Annotated in this window: 13 protein-coding genes and 1 tRNA gene; 6 read left to right on the forward strand and 8 right to left on the reverse strand. The window is 60.4% G+C overall.

Annotation, left to right across the window (positions count from 1 at the left end; all coding sequences use genetic code 11):
* Positions 1-609: 609 nt before the first annotated feature.
* The 3 genes from P7644_RS14190 to P7644_RS14200 all read right to left on the reverse strand — a co-directional run bounded on the left by P7644_RS14190 (position 610) and on the right by P7644_RS14200 (position 2,939).
* On the reverse strand, positions 610-924 hold the full coding sequence (locus tag P7644_RS14190; protein WP_404299907.1) for a single-stranded DNA-binding protein: 315 nt from the start codon (positions 922-924) through the stop codon (positions 610-612).
* 76 nt (positions 925-1,000) lie between these two features.
* Complete coding sequence (locus P7644_RS14195; protein ID WP_404299908.1) at positions 1,001-1,675, reverse strand: hypothetical protein; 675 nt, start codon at positions 1,673-1,675, stop codon at positions 1,001-1,003.
* A gap of 76 nt (positions 1,676-1,751) precedes the next feature.
* Entirely contained in the window at positions 1,752-2,939 is a 1,188-nt protein-coding gene (locus P7644_RS14200; RefSeq protein ID WP_404299909.1) for a hypothetical protein, read from the reverse strand.
* An 877-nt stretch (positions 2,940-3,816) separates the two neighbouring features.
* Here P7644_RS14200 and P7644_RS14205 point away from each other — a divergent pair.
* Entirely contained in the window at positions 3,817-4,440 is a 624-nt protein-coding gene (locus P7644_RS14205; RefSeq protein WP_404299910.1) for a hypothetical protein, read from the forward strand.
* A 532-nt stretch (positions 4,441-4,972) separates the two neighbouring features.
* Positions 4,973-6,069 (forward strand): IS3 family transposase gene (locus tag P7644_RS14210; RefSeq protein ID WP_404299148.1). Its coding sequence is split into 2 segments (ribosomal slippage): positions 4,973-5,225 and positions 5,225-6,069, totalling 1,098 coding nucleotides; the frame shifts between segments, so codons are not numbered across the junction.
* A 753-nt stretch (positions 6,070-6,822) separates the two neighbouring features.
* Here P7644_RS14210 and P7644_RS14215 read toward each other — a convergent pair.
* On the reverse strand, positions 6,823-7,467 hold the full coding sequence (locus tag P7644_RS14215; RefSeq protein WP_404299911.1) for a hypothetical protein: 645 nt from the start codon (positions 7,465-7,467) through the stop codon (positions 6,823-6,825).
* A gap of 477 nt (positions 7,468-7,944) precedes the next feature.
* On the opposite strand from P7644_RS14215, the gene P7644_RS14220 reads away from it, so the two are divergent.
* Positions 7,945-8,100, forward strand: a complete 156-nt coding sequence (locus P7644_RS14220) for a zincin-like metallopeptidase domain-containing protein (protein WP_404303214.1) — start codon at positions 7,945-7,947, stop codon at positions 8,098-8,100.
* A gap of 19 nt (positions 8,101-8,119) precedes the next feature.
* Here the strand turns inward: P7644_RS14220 and P7644_RS14225 are convergent, their stop codons facing one another.
* A complete protein-coding gene (locus tag P7644_RS14225) occupies positions 8,120-9,334 on the reverse strand; it encodes a site-specific integrase (RefSeq protein WP_404299912.1) in 1,215 nt (404 codons plus the stop codon).
* A gap of 59 nt (positions 9,335-9,393) precedes the next feature.
* On the opposite strand from P7644_RS14225, the gene tnpA reads away from it, so the two are divergent.
* The 3 genes from tnpA to tnpC all read left to right on the forward strand — a co-directional run bounded on the left by tnpA (position 9,394) and on the right by tnpC (position 11,759).
* Positions 9,394-9,822 (forward strand): IS66-like element accessory protein TnpA, encoded by a 429-nt coding sequence (gene tnpA, locus P7644_RS14230; protein ID WP_404299151.1) that lies wholly within the window; start codon positions 9,394-9,396, stop codon positions 9,820-9,822.
* Between the two features lie 7 nt (positions 9,823-9,829).
* Complete coding sequence (gene tnpB, locus P7644_RS14235; RefSeq protein WP_404299152.1) at positions 9,830-10,162, forward strand: IS66 family insertion sequence element accessory protein TnpB; 333 nt, start codon at positions 9,830-9,832, stop codon at positions 10,160-10,162.
* Between the two features lie 82 nt (positions 10,163-10,244).
* Positions 10,245-11,759, forward strand: coding sequence for an IS66 family transposase (tnpC, locus tag P7644_RS14240; RefSeq protein WP_404299153.1), 1,515 nt, complete (start codon positions 10,245-10,247; stop codon positions 11,757-11,759).
* A 48-nt stretch (positions 11,760-11,807) separates the two neighbouring features.
* Here the strand turns inward: tnpC and P7644_RS14245 are convergent, their stop codons facing one another.
* The 3 genes from P7644_RS14245 to P7644_RS14255 all read right to left on the reverse strand — a co-directional run bounded on the left by P7644_RS14245 (position 11,808) and on the right by P7644_RS14255 (position 14,566).
* Positions 11,808-12,407, reverse strand: coding sequence for a DUF6538 domain-containing protein (locus P7644_RS14245; protein ID WP_404299914.1), 600 nt, complete (start codon positions 12,405-12,407; stop codon positions 11,808-11,810).
* 114 nt (positions 12,408-12,521) lie between these two features.
* A tRNA-His gene (locus tag P7644_RS14250) sits at positions 12,522-12,597 on the reverse strand.
* Between the two features lie 46 nt (positions 12,598-12,643).
* Positions 12,644-14,566: a SurA N-terminal domain-containing protein gene (locus P7644_RS14255; protein ID WP_404299915.1), complete on the reverse strand. Its 1,923-nt coding sequence runs from the start codon at positions 14,564-14,566 to the stop codon at positions 12,644-12,646.
* Positions 14,567-14,590: the final 24 nt, after the last annotated feature.

Below are 14,590 nucleotides of genomic sequence, written 5' to 3' on the forward strand. Positions count from 1 at the left end.
CCAGCCACTCTTTCGTGCGCCGTTTGATCCGGCGCTTCCTGCTGTGGCGGGGATAGTCGCCTGCCCTCCGGCGATCTGACACGCCAAATGTTCCAACACATCCAAGCCGGATGCGCGGGCACGCGTCCATACGAAGCTGTTGCCGAGCACGAAGCAATCTCGCGAAAGTCGGCCGGGAGCACAGGCAGGCAATTTCTGCTTTCACCCCTGACACCCCCCTAAAACGAAACAAGGACCCAAGGGTCCTTGTTTTTAGCGTTTTTGGGGTGGCTGATGGGAGACCAATAGCCACAGAAAAAACCACTAAAAAATCAATAACTTACAGAAATCTGTTACACAGCCCAAACGAACAGTTTGTGTAACACGTCGCTACTCCAAACTGAGCTTAATGCTAGCATTAAAAACTCCAAAACTCGTGGGTTTTCAGCCATCTTCCGTGCCTATCTCGGTTGCAGCAGAGCTACCTCGCTCAGCCACCGACCGGCATCGATTGATGGGTAAAGAAGAAAAGCCCCCACAGCATGGCTGCAGGGGCTGAAATCATCGTTGCTGGTTGTTGCCTTGCGTCAGGGGGGAGGTCGCAGCACCTTTGTTACCCCGTTACCTCCGTTACCCTTCTTCCGCGACAGAGAGAGCCTGTGGCCGTGCAATCTTTGCTGCTTCGAAAGCAATGATGAGCAGCGTGCCGGTCGGCTTGCCCTCCCTGGACAGGTAGAAATCTGCTTTCAACTTGCCTGTCACTTTCACAAAGTCCCCTTTGTTCAACTCCGGATTGGCTTCTTTCATGACTCGAACGGTGAACCAACACGGGGCCTCACTGGCTCCCCGCTGGCTCTCGGCCACCCGGAACTCGTAATACGCCTTACCAGTGGATTTGGAGGTCTTGCGCTCAGGCTGGGTCGCTACGTTTGCGAAAACTTGCATGTCTTGTGTCCTTGTCTGTGAGCGCAGCGAACGATTTCGATGCGTCTCACAGTCGTGTAGCAACCGATGGCGTTTTTCAGTGCAGGGTGGCACCGTTGGCCCCAACTTTGTTCACCAGCAATTTGCTGAGGTTGGGCAGCATGGCGTCGAACACGATGGAGAGACTGACGTCTGTGACCTTCACCCCCTCCATCAAGTTGGGGAAATGCTCGGGTTCGGCCGCCGTCTCCATGAACCGCGGCAGCGCTCGCAACAGCGCCTGCAGTTGCGGCGTGTCAGGAGTGGGCATGTCCAGATGCTTTTGCAACTCTGCGGCCAACGGAGCATTTGCAGCGGCGGACAAGACCAGGGCTTGCGTGTCCCCCTTGCGTGCCAGCGAGATGGAGTAGCGCCCCAGGCTCACTGCGTCCAACAAGTCGGGCACTCTGGGGTCCCACATCGGCACCAGGAAGCGGTGCTGAGCGTTCCCCAGCTGGTGGGTAACGACCAAGAACTTGGTGCCATCGTCTCGCTGGATTACGCCCAGCGCGTGGCGAAGTGCTACGTCACCCTGCCGGGCAATGTCGTCAAACATTTCTTGGCTGCAATCACCGCAGAGAAACCAGTGACCTCTGACACGCTGGCGGGTCCGTTGGTCATGGTCTTTGGCGGCCTCTTCAACTTCCTGGGGCGACATGAGCCGAGCCATGGTGTATTGGGCTCGGTGGCTTGTTTTTTGGCTTTCAAAAATGGTGTGGTCTGTGATGTTCATGGATGTCCTTGTCGCGGTGGATTCCGCATGACGTATAGACACCGGCCGACAACGGCGAACATGACAGCGCGTCGATTCAATCGAGCCTGCGGGGCGGCTGTAATAAGGGCGACTTCAGTTGTGTCCACGGCGCCGTGGCCGCCGGTCTGCGGTAAGGCAGGTAGTTGTCGTCAAACCACCCTCGCATCGACCAGTCTCCGCGTCCGTCGAGTCTCACCCGGGGCAGCCAAATCGGGAGCTCTTGCACGATGACGTGACCTGCGAGCTGGTCCTGCAGTCGTGTACGACCGTCACGCAGCCTTACCTCGATGGTCTGATGCACCTCGTAGCAGCCGGACTCGACCGGCTTGAGCTGACGCCGACCCTCCATAAACCCCACCGTCGCGCTGTCCTTGACCAAGCCATCCAGCGTGGCCAGCACACGTTGGTGGATGCGGCTGGTGCGGCTGAACACCATGACGCGCCGTAGTGGTTGCCCCAAAGTGGTCTTGGCGCCCATGGACAGTACCAACGCCCTCAAGGACGCCGCACGGTCTGAGCCACGCGCGCTGCGGTCCACCTCAAACCAGGTGATGCCGTCGGGTTCCATCGCTAGGGCGTCGGGTCGCAGCGTCAGGTGATGGCGTTTGCCCGCAGAGCGGGTCGTCACGTGCAGCAACCCTTGCACAGGGCTCTGGCCGGGCTTGAGGTCATGGTTGAGGGCAAGCAACAACTCTTGTTCTGTCATTGCTTGCAACCCCCGCGCCTCGGCACACAGCGTCAGGAACTGCGACCAAAGTCGATGCTCGGGGTTCGTCATGTCAGTCACCCGACGCACTGAAGCTGAGGCTTCAAACCCGCGGTCTTCCAGCCACTGAGCACCCACCTGGGTGAGCCCGTAGACGGTCATGAACCGGTCTGTGCGGTACCTTGCAAGCAAATGGGCTTTGACCATGCCCCTAACGGCCCGTTGCGCTGCACTGAGCGCTGCTTTGAACGGCCGCTCGGCAAAGCAGTGGACGGCGATGTCTATCGTGCGGATGACCCGGAACCGGTCCACCAGCAGCAGTGAGCGGCTCCAGATGCGGTCCTGCAGTGCCAGTGTGCCGACTTGGGCCGTGAGCCCTCGAGGCACCGGACACCTCGGTGTCTGTCCTGCTGACAAGGTGCGCGCCCCCCCAGGGGCAGGCTGCTCGGCGTCCGAGGGGCAATGCGTTTCTGCCCCTGGGTCAATCTGGGTGTAGTCCCGGGATGCGGCGGGTCTGTCTTCGTGCGTGTTCTTCATGGCTGGGTCTCCCTCCGTGGGTTCGTCCGGCATCCCAGGCCACCGTTGGTGACCCGCTGGCTTTTGCCGGCTCTACCTTCGTGTAGGTACTGCCCAGAACGACTGTGCTACCCAAGGGCAACACCCAGCACACCTCGCTGGCCAGGCGGATGTTGGGCGTGCTCGATGGCCCACCGACCGGTCTTCACAGGGCATAGGGCAACTGTTCTTTCCCCTGTGAAAACCTCACCCGCGCGGGGGCGGGTGTCAGTGGCGTTTTCGTCGCGACGTCCCTCAAAGCGGCTGTACTCACTGCCCGGCTGCGCCGGTGCGAACCGCCGCCGTCCCCAACCGTTATTTCGAGGGAGGATGTGTCTTCGGACGGCTTGCGCAACTGTTCTCTCTGCGTGCCCTGCGGTCCCGGCTGACCCCAAGTCCGCCAACAGCATGCGTTCTTTCGGGTGGCCCCGGGGACCCCGGCCGGAGCAGGGTGCTGCGCACCCCGTTCATCCAAGGTCGGCACGCGCGGGGAAGGCGGCGGTTCGCACCGCCTTGCCGTGCCCAGTCGCGAGCAGCTGTACACCCACACCCGTGACCCGGGGACAACTGCGACCCCAACACGCAGCAGCTGACTGACGAGGGCCCGGGCTGGACGCCCGACCGTCCGCCCGCTGGTGCCATCGAGAGCATCCTGCGGTGTCCTCGGGCCAGTCGTTTCTGGATGCCGTTCGGACCGATGCCATGGGTACACCCAGCCTTCGACCCGACCTGGGTGCAGCCTGGCTGCACCTTGTGGTCAGGCTCCCAGCTGTCTCCAGTGTGCAGGCCTATCTGTCCCCAGGGGCAGGCGCACGGTGTCTATACGACACAACCCACCTGTCCACAAAGGAGCCCCTTCATGAAAATCAACCTCCGCGGCCGCCGCGCTTACCTCTACCGCCGTCGCTGGGTCCCAGCAGGCCCCGGCGTTCCCCACGCCCACCCGACCGAGGACTACCTCGGCGTCATCGACGCCGATGCCGAGGTCATCCCGCCCCAGCTGCTGTCTCTGCTAACAACCGCCGAGCAGGCCCAGCTCAGAGAAAAAGTCCTTCTGCCAGCAACTCAGGCGCGTACCGCTTCAGCAAAGCGTGAGCAGGACCCCATGTGGCGCATCGCTGAAGCCAGTCGTTTGTTGACAGAGGCTGCGCACTGCAGCCAATCCGCTTTGGTGCCAGGCTCCAGTCTCACTGCTGCCAGGAAGGCAATTGAGAGCATCCGCTTGATTGACCACATGCCCACGCGGCCTGCGGTACCGCCGCCACGGGCCACTGATGACAAGTTGGCGGACGCCCTGGTTGCCATCAAAGCGGCCGCAGAGGCTGTGCGCAATGGAGACTATGGAAAAGCACCTGTCGAAGGTGCTCGCAGCACCCGAGCTTACCGTTTGTGGTCAGAGCTGTACCGGGCCGTTGAAGGGGATGAGCGCAGCTTGCTCAGGGCGCTTCAGGAAAAGGGTTTTGTGAAATGGCGCAAGGGCTGAGGTTTATGAAGGCTGCTTGAGCTAGGGTAAGAGTATGCGCATTCCAGTTATGCAGACCAGCTAGCCCAGCATCGTGAACGCTCCCGAAGGCGCCGCCTCGCATTCGGCTGCTCGCGGCCCTAAACAGAAGCGGACAGACACAATGCACCTCCGCACGCCGGGTCCAGGCTGATTGCCGCCATTCGATAGCTTCTGTCTGAACTGTTGAGTCCAGTCCGAGGAAGGCGTAGTTAAACGCTCCTTGAATGGCCGCTTTGTATGTTAGCTTGAACACTTTGCGGAAGCCTGTACCGCCTGCCACTCCGCGCGGTGGTACCACGTATCCCGACTCAATAAGGTTGAGTTGAGATGAATACCCCGAGGCACCTCGGCGCCAAGCACTATAAAAGTGAGACGCTCCGCCAAGCGTGCAAAGTGCCACTGCGCCACGGCAATCGCTTGGTTGCTGTATTCGTGCCTCAGTCCATGTTGAAGTCCCCTCGAAAACCTGAACCACCCGGAAGTAGAGAATTCCCCCAGCCGGAGTCTCTACATGAAGAAATCCAGATTCAGTGAAACCCAGATAGTCGGCCTCCTCAAGGAGGTCGAGATGGGCGCCAAGGTCGGCGAGACGTGCAGGAAGCACGGCATCAGCGAACCGACCTACTACAAGTGGAAGAGTCAGTTCTCGGGCATGACGGTCTCACACCTGGCCCAGTTGCGCGAGCTGCAGGAAGAGAACGCCAAGCTCAAGCGCATGTACGCCGACCTGGCGCTGATGCACCACGTGCTCAAGGATGTCGTTGACCGAAAGCTCTGACCCCGGAGCGTCGCGAGATGGTCGTTCAAAGCCTCATGACCGAACATGGCATGAGCCAGCGCCGGGCCTGTGCCGCCAGCGGTATTGCCCGCTCCACGCTGCGCTACCGGCCTGTGCCACGCGACGACTCCGGGGTCATCACCTTCATCCAGACCTACATGGCGCTCAATCCGCGTCACGGGTTCGGGCTGCTGTACGACAGTGCCCGCCACCAAGGCAAACCCTGGGGCAAGACGGTGCTGTGGCGCGTGTATTGCGAGCTGAAGCTGAACCTGCCCCGGCGGGGCAAGAAACGACTGCCGTCGCGCATCAAACAGCCTTTAGTGGCTGCGGGCCAGCCCAATCAGGGCTGGAGCTGCGACTTCATGTCCGATGCCTTGTGGTCTGGCCGGCGCTTCAGAACCTTCAATGTCATCGACGAGTTCAACCGCGAAGGGCTGCGCATCGAGGTCGATACGAGCCTGCCCGCTGCGCGGGTCATCCGCGCCTTGAACGAGTTGGTGGAAGTCCGAGGTGCGCCGCTGTCGATTCGCCTGGACAACGGGCCCGAGTTCATCGCCGATGCGCTGGCGAAATGGGCGCAGTCCAAGGGCATTGCCCTCAACCACATCCAGCCTGGAAAGCCCACGCAGAACGCCTATGTGGAACGATTCAACAAGACCTACCGCACCGAGGTGCTGGACTGCTACGTGTTCGAGTCACTGCAGGAAGTGCGCGACATGACGGCCGACTGGCTGCGCCGTTACAACCACTACCGACCACATGAATCCCTAGGCCGAATCCCCCCGGTCGAGTACCGTGTCAAACTGTTCCCCAACCTCTACTTCTGACTGGCTCAGGAATTCGAGGGGACTTCACGCGCTCGAAGTTCTCGCGCAGCACGGCCTCGCGTCTGATGACGGCATACAGCGAGGTTATCCGTCGACGAGGGAGATGAGGTGCGTGCAGCCATCAGCCTGGCCGAATCCCTGGTTTGCTCCGGCGCTCCAATGCGACGCACCCGTGATGCTTCTGCGCTCAAGGATGTAGCGACGTCGCTCATGCAACTAGAGGACGTCCGTAGCAGTCTCCAACCTCGAATTGACGGCGCATTGGCGCCCACACTGGCGCTAGAGGCGATTGCCCGAGCAATCGTGGGCACCTTTGAGGAGGGCATGGAGTTCGAGCTCCAGTCCTTCAAGCAGTGCTTGAATAGCCCTGAGCGAGAAAAGCTTGTCCAAGTCTTCTTCGCGGAAAGGCGTAGCCGCAGTGGCTCCCAAGCGCAGGCAGAGTAGGTAGTGGCTGCACGGCGACGTGTTCACCACCTTCGAGTATTGGTACAACGCCTCGCATCAAGCAGTGATTCCTCATTTCGAAGGGCTTTTGCAGGCCCACACTGAACTGAGGGATGACCCTGTCGCCAAAGACCTGTGGCCTGTGGGTAGGCGGTACCACCATTGAAATCCAAGCCTCTCACTGTCGTCAAAAACGGGTAACCGGGGTAACGAGGTAACAACGGCCACCGACTCTATGCGGCCAATCCGCATCGGGTGCACAAAAGAAAAGAGCGAACCCTTTCGGGTCCGCTCTCCCATGCTCACCGCTTACGCAGCAAGCAACATGTCGCTCTCATCGTTGGTCGGCAACCAATGCGCAGGCACATCGATGGCCGTGACCTTCCCCGGGGCAAAGCCAGCCCCAATGCGTTGTGTGGACTCTTCGCCGCCGGGCAGGCGACGCAGTACCACAGACCAGCCACCCGCCGACCATTTGGTATCCGCGAACAGTCTGCGCAGTTCGTGGTGCAACGGAGAGTTGCTCACGTACAGCACCCACTTTCCACGGTTCATCGCGACCCGCAGGCCCAGTTGGGCCAAGCGCACCACGACATCAGGCTGCCCGGTCGGGTCTTTGCAGACCAGTTCGATAGCCTGACCAATGGTCAACGAACGTGCACACAGCACGTGGCTATTCAACACTTTGAACGGCACCACGCGGCTGGTCAACGCTTCCAGGCATTGTTCCTCATCGCTGGGCTGATTGAACGCAAGACGTTCCTCAAGCCCCAACTTGCCAATCAGTGCATCGGCATCCTGCTCCGTTGCCGGAGTGGCAGACACAAATGCCCAGTAACTGGCCAATAAGGTGCCGATGGTGTCGGCCATCCCCAGTGCCAGGAAACCCCCTGCGGGGCCTTCCGCGGTCTGGTTCAGGGGGGTGCCTTCGGTGTTCAGAATGATGTTTGACATTTGAGATTCCTTCTTTCGTGGCCCGCCGTCATCGACGACAGGCCTGGTTAATGGGGTTGGAAGCCTCGGAGAGAGGCAGACCCAGCCGTGGGTCGGCCGCCAGTAAAGGCGGCACGAAGCACTAACAAGGAAACACCGGCCCAGCGGTTGCCCACTGAGCTAGGGCACCCCAACGAGTTCACATCGCTGGTGTGTTTGAGAAGGTCAGGTTTTGAAAGAGCGACACAAGCAGTGGCACAAACGGAAACTGCTTGATACATCGTATTACAAAATGAACAGTCAGTGTTCATGACCTCTTCGAATTGCTGTGAATGTCATGACCCATACTTGCGCAAGAGTTGGTGTTGAAATGTGCTGGAACAGGGCACCCAAACTGACTGGCGCGCCAGTTCGGACAGCGTTTTGGCGACCATGCCTGCGCAATGGAAGAACTCGTTGCAGAGCTGGAGGAGGATTTTGTCTGCGCTGGTTTGGGATGTGACTGCGGAGCCCCGAGACGACCACGCCGCCTATTTGGCCGAGTGGCTGGTCGTTCTGAAGTCGGACAAGCGTGCCTTGTTGACCGCAGCATCTCAAGCTCAGCGTGCGGCTGATTTTTTGCATGAGTTGCAGAAAGCAGCGATGGCAGACTGACGCCACCGCTCAACTCTTGTCAAGCGCGTGCTGACTTGTGGCGTTTGATGGTGGTCGTCTCGCTAAGGTGCGGAAATTGCACGATACCTTTGCCAGGCTGCCACGGCTTGGCCGGAATCGGCGGGAATTTGACTTCCTTGAAATGCCGGACCAGCACGTCGAAGGGCAGGTCACTGCCATAGCCATCGGTAATTTGCCCGTCGCCGCTGGTGTGTCCCATCAAGCGCTTCAGGTACCGAGCTGGCATTTCGGCTCGGTTCAGCGTGTCCTTCAGAGTATGACGGAATGAGTACAGCACCTTGCGCTCGTCGTCGATGCCGAGCTTCTTCTTCAGGCGGCCAAAGAATTTCGAGAACGACCCGGACAGCTTTTCGTGAAAGTCTTTCTTCAAGGTCGGAAACAGGGCTTTTGCGCCTTGCGCACGCACCCAGTCGACGTAACGCAACAAGCCAAGGTCCAGCAGCTCTCGGGCTACCGGCACTCTGCGGATGGATGCCGCATTCTTCAGGGTGCGGGCATGGGTCCCCTTCACCCCATCTTCATCGGATGCGTCCTCAAACAAATCGACATCGTCTGGCTCCGGTCGGTCGATGATGTTCAGAAACCAGCAGTCCAGTGCATCGTCCCGCACCAGGTCTTCCAGGGCCAAGCCCGCCACTTCCTCTGTACGGGCACCTGTGTAGTACATGAGCAGCGGAATCCAATAAGTGGCTTCTTTGAGGCTACCCCTGGAGCGCTCTTGCAAATCGTTGTAAATCGAACAGCTGAAAATCGTCTGCAGGTCGGCGTCGCTGAAAGGCAGGCGCTTCTTGCGACGACGGTCCAACCCGCTTTTGCCGCGTCCAATGACGTCTTTGGCCGGGTTTTCAGACAAGAGCAGCTTGCCCACGGCCACTTTGTAGATGGCACGCACCTTGGCCAACCGGTCATTGATGGTTTCCGTGGACAGACCACGCTCTTCCATCCCCTCCACGAAGCGGTTGACCAGCTCACGCGTGACCTGGCCAGGGTGGCGGATACCTGCCGCCTTGGCCACGCGCTCAAGCTCGCGCCAGGGTGTTTGGGCAGCAATCAGGGTGGGTTTTGGCCGGTTGGCCACGAAGTGGTTCCACTTGTTGAACACCTCATCCCAGGTCGGCGCCGACTTTGCTGGAGCGAGCGCGCTCTTCAAGTCTTTAATGGACTGACGAGGCGTGAGCGCGGCTGTTGGATTGTATGCGGCTGGCGAACCCATCTTGAATGAGGTGGTAAGGCTGAGCAAGATCGTGTGCACGCAACATTGGCGTGGACACGATGCTCAAAGACCCTCAGACCCCGCGCTATGCGCAGCGGCGTACGCACCGCACCTACACCCCGCAATTCAAGGCCGAGCTGGTGGCTGCCTGCCGACAGCCAGGCGCATCGGTCGCGGCGGTGGCCCTGCAACATGGCATGAACGCCAACGTGCTACACCGCTGGCTCAAGGAATGGGCGCAGGGACTTCACCGTCTTGAAGTTGGCGTCAGCACTGCGGTCGTTGCTTCCCAACCCCCGGCCTTTATCCCCATCGACCTGAGCGCAGTACCGCAGGCGTCTGCTGGTGAGCTACCATCCGCGTCCTTGCCAACGCCAGCGGATGGCATCCGCATCGAATGCCAGCGCCCCGGCATGTCCGTGACCGTGCACTGGCCCTTATCCGCTGCGACCGAGTGCGCCCAGATGCTGCGCGAATTACTGCGGTGATTCGCACATGATCAGGATCGACGCGGCCTGGCTGGCCACCACCCCGCTGGACATGCGCGCGGGCACCGACACCGCCCTGGCGCGGGTGATCGCCACCTTCGGCGCGGCCCAGCCACATCATGCGTACGTCTTCGCCAACCAGCGCGCCAACCGCCTGAAAGTCCTGGTACATGACGGCGTGGGACTGTGGCTGGCCGCGCGCCGGCTGCACCAGGGCAAGTTTGTCTGGGCACCTGCGGGCAGTCCGAACGTGGCGTTGGAACACGCCCAGCTCAACGCCCTGGTGCTGGGCCTGCCCTGGCAGCGTGTGGGCTCGCAAGGTGCCATCACCGTGGTCTGAATCGTCGGCGTAAGGGCGTGGCCGTGGCAATCGGGAGATGCGTCAATGGCTGGACCCAGGGTGAGCGGGCACACTGCCAGCCATGGTGATCGACGAGCAAGCCCTGAGCGAGCTGGACGCAGAGCAACTGCGCGAAGTGACCCAGCGCCTGCTGGCCGAACTGCGTCACCAGCGCGCGCTCAACGAGAAGCTCACCTATGAGTGCGCGCTGCTCAAGCGGCTGAAGTTCGCCGCCCAATCCGAGCGGCACAGCGCCGATCAGAGGAGCCTGCTGGAAGACGAGATCGATGCCGACCTGGCGGCGGTCGCCGTCGAGATTGAGCAACTCCAGCCGCTTGCGGCTGCGCCCGAAGCCAAGCAACAGCCCAAACGCCAGAGCCTGCCTGCCCACCTGCCGCGCCGCGAGATCCGCCACGAGCCTGAGTCGACCACCTGCGCCTGCGGCTGCCAAATGAAGCGCATCGGCGAAGACGTGGCCGAGAAGCTGGACTACGTGCCGGGCGTGTTCACCGTGGAGCGCTACATCCGTGGCAAGTGGGCGTGCACCCAGTGCGAAACCATCACCCAGGCGCCGGTCGAGGCCCATGTGATCGATAAAGGCATCCCGACTGCCGGCCTGCTGGCCCAGGTGCTGGTGGCCAAGTACCAGGATCACCAGCCCTTGTACCGGCAGGAGAACATCTTTGGTCGCGCCGGTCTGGCGATTCCAAGATCCACCCTGGCGCAGTGGGTGGGCACCTGCGGTGCGCGGCTGCAACCGCTGGTCGATGCCCTGAAGGCCGAGGTGCTCGGCCACCGGGTGTTGCACGGTGATGAGACCCCGGTGGCCATGCTCAAGCCGGGCAACGGTAAAACGCACCGGGCCTACCTGTGGGCCTATGCCCCGGGAGCGTTTGAAGCCACGCGGGCCGTGGTCTATGACTTCTGCGAGTCCCGCGCCGGAGAACACGCCCGCGCCTTCCTGGGTGAGTGGCGCGGCAGCCTGATCTGTGACGACTATGCCGGCTACAAGGCCAGCTTTAGCCAGGGCGTGACCGAAGCCGGTTGCCTGGCACACGCCCGGCGCAAGTTCTTCGACCTGCACGCGGCGGGCAAGAGCGAGATCGCCGAATTGGCCCTGGCGCAGTTCGCCCGGGTCTATGAGATCGAACGGCAAGTTCAGCCCCTGGCGGCACCAGAGCGGCTGCAGGTGCGCCAGCAGCACAGTCGGCCCATTCTGGACGCGTTGCACCAGTGGATGGTGCTGCAACGCCAGCAGGTGGCGGGCAACTCGGCGACGGCCAAGGCGCTGGACTACAGCCTCAAGCGATGGGCTGCGCTCACGCGCTTCGTTGATGACCCGCAGCTGCCGCCGGACAACAATTGGATCGAAAACCAGATCAGGCCTGTGGCCCTGGGGCGCTCGAATTGGTTATTCGCAGGAAGCCTGCGCGCGGGCCAGCGGGCGGCCGCCGTGATGAGCCTGATCCAGTCAGCGCGCATGAACGGGCACGACCCATATGCCTATCTCAAGGATGTGCTGACCCGGCTGCCCACGCACAAGGCCAGCCGGATTGAAGAACTGCTGCCGCATCGCTGGCAACCCATCGACATCTGATCATCAGCCATGGCCGCCAGCGGCGGTCAACATGGGTTTGCCGCGCGCTTACGTTGGATTGACTCGCCCTTGCTGACGGTCCAGCCGAATATCCAGCGTCTGGACCACGGCTTCCAGGAATTTGTAGCCGGCTCGGCGTTCCTGCTCCGGCTCAAGGCTGACTTCGGTGCCAAGGAGGTGCAGAAAACCATGCATGGCCGGCAGAATTTTTTCAACACGGCCCTGGGACAGCATGCGGCCCAATTCCTTGCGCTGCTCTTGGAGCTGGGCGTCCAGGTTGTCAAAGTCTTCGTCGTCCAGACCTTGGCTGCGCATGTAGTCGTCACCCAGCAAAGCCTGGTGAACCCAGTTGCTGGCAATGGAATTGACTTGCTCGTCCGTGAGCGTGGTCAAGCGCTGCGCAGAACGCTCCGCTCGCTGGGCCGACTGGATGACCAGCTTTTTCTCTCTGATTGAGAACTCTTGGTAGATGGATGCCAACTCGGTCACGAGCAGGCGCTTGCCTTCACGGACGTCAGAGGTGCCCAAAGACCGGACGATTTCGGCCTTGCGAGGGTAAGCCTTCAGGAGCTTTTGGGGGATGCGAACACGGCAGTAGAGGTTGCCGGCCTTGCCGCGAGCATAGAGATGGTTTGCGATTTGTTTCATGGTCCTGTACCACAAGTTTGTGTGACAGGCTGTGTAACAACTGCATCTTATACGCCGCTCTAAGTTGTTAATTTTCCTATGAAAACAAGCACTTAGAGGGCTTTTGGAGTGATTTGGGGTGGCTGATGGGACTCGAACCCACGACGACAGGAATCACAATCCTGGACTCTACCAACTGAGCTACAGCCACCGTAGCCTTGAATTATAGCCTGATAAATACCCTCGTACGGAAAAAATCAGTTCTGCAACTCGCTTTGCGCAGTTGGGTGTGGCACCTTGATCTGAACCTTGAAGCGTTGCTTGAGCAGCTCATAGTAGGCCTGCGCTTCGGCCGCTCCCCAGGCCTGCATGTACTGCTGCCGTTCCATGCGCGCCTTGGTGTCATCCACTGCATCACGCGCCACCACACGATTGACCTTCACCACCGCATAGCCCTGGCTGGCCAGATCCACGCCAACCCAGGCGGGCAACTTGTCTACGGGAGCATGGAGAACGCTATCAACCACAACACGCGGTTGGTCTTGCAGTCGATCACGCGATACCGTCACTACAGCCGACAAACCAACGGCGCTGTCAGGAGCCGCCTTCCACGCGTCGAGCTTGGCTAATCCTTCCTGACGCGCCAGTTCTGCGGACTTGTCTGCAACATAAAGGGCTCGCACTTGGTCACGCGCCTTGTCCAGCGGCAAGGTCATTGCTGCTTGGTAGGCTGTGACCCGGCCTGCAGCAAGCATGCTGGTACCGATTTCGACGGCCTCGGTATTGCGCTTGTTCTGCAACGAGTCAGGCTGAAACAGCGCCTCCAGGAAACGCGGGTTGGCCAAAGCCCCTTGCATCGCCTGAGCGGGAGTGCGCGTCACACCCACAGCGGTGTGGATCTTGAGCTTGAGTTTGTCTGCTACAGGCTGCAAGCTGTCAGGCTGCTCATAAACTGCGTTGGCAAAGGTTTCGGCCACCTCAGCAAATTTGCGCTGTGCCTGTTGCTGCCTAAGCTCCACCTCCAGAGAGGGGCGTAGCTCATCAAAGCTAGGCTGGCGCGGCGCCTTGATGTCAGTCAGCATGATGATGTGGTAACCAAAGTCGGTTTCCACCACATCACTGATATCCCCCTTCTTCAGCGCAAATACAGCATCTTCGAAGGGCTTGACCATGGCGCCATGACCGAAGAAACCCAGATCACCACCAACCGGAGCAGATCCGGAGTCTTGCGACTCCTTCTTGGCCAGTTCAGCAAAACGGCCAGGGGCCTTGCGCAGCTCGGCCAGCAGGTCCTGAGCCTTGGCCTTTGCCTTTTCGCGCTCGGCTCCAGGCGCTTCCTTGGCGACACCAATCAGTATGTGGCTTGCGCGACGCTCTTCCTTGCCGGCCAGGCGGTTGAGGTTTTCCTTGTAGTAGGTGCGCAAATCGTCTTCGTTGAGCGTGATACCAGCCTTCACCGCATCTAGGTCCAACACCACATACTCCACGGCGGCCTGCTCGGCCTGCTGAAACTTGGCCGGATGGGCTTTGTAGTAGGCATCCAGGTCGGCATCTGTCACCGTGACCTTGGAGACAAAGGTCGAGGCGTTAAATCGTGCAACCTGAATCTCTCTGCGCTGGAAGATGGCATCAAGCGCGAGCTTGGATTCAGCCGAGCCTGCGAACGCCGAAGCCATCACACTGCCCATGACCTGGTTAACCGAAATATCGTGACGGATACGCGCCTCAAGACCTTCCGGAGTCAGGCCTTGGGAGCCAGCCAAGGCACGATAGGCCTCGGCGTCCAGAGTGCCATCGGAGCGCTTCAGGGCAGCAATCTGGGGAATGCTTTGCAGCTCGCGCGCCAGGCGTGCGTCACTGGTCAGCATGTGCATCTTCTGCGCTGCGACCTGCAGCACCCGATCACGCACCAAGCGCTCCAGCGTGGCATAGCGGGCCTGTGGCGAATCCAACAGCTTGGCATCGATGCCCGGCGACTGGGCACGGATACGGTCGCTCTCCATGCGGTGGGCATTATCCCAATCCGCCTGTGTGATGTCCTTACCATCCACCCGCGCCACGACGGGGCTGCCGCCGCCAAAGTAGTTTCTGTCAATCCCCACTAGGACAAATGAGGGAATGATCAACAAGAACAGCAAGCCCATCACCCACTTGGTGTGCTTGCGGATGGATTCCAACATGGTCGATCTTTCAACGGCTGCAAA

Source organism: Alicycliphilus denitrificans, assembly GCF_044792555.1.
In the GTDB taxonomy this organism is placed as follows: Bacteria; Pseudomonadota; Gammaproteobacteria; order Burkholderiales; family Burkholderiaceae_C; genus Alicycliphilus; species Alicycliphilus denitrificans_A.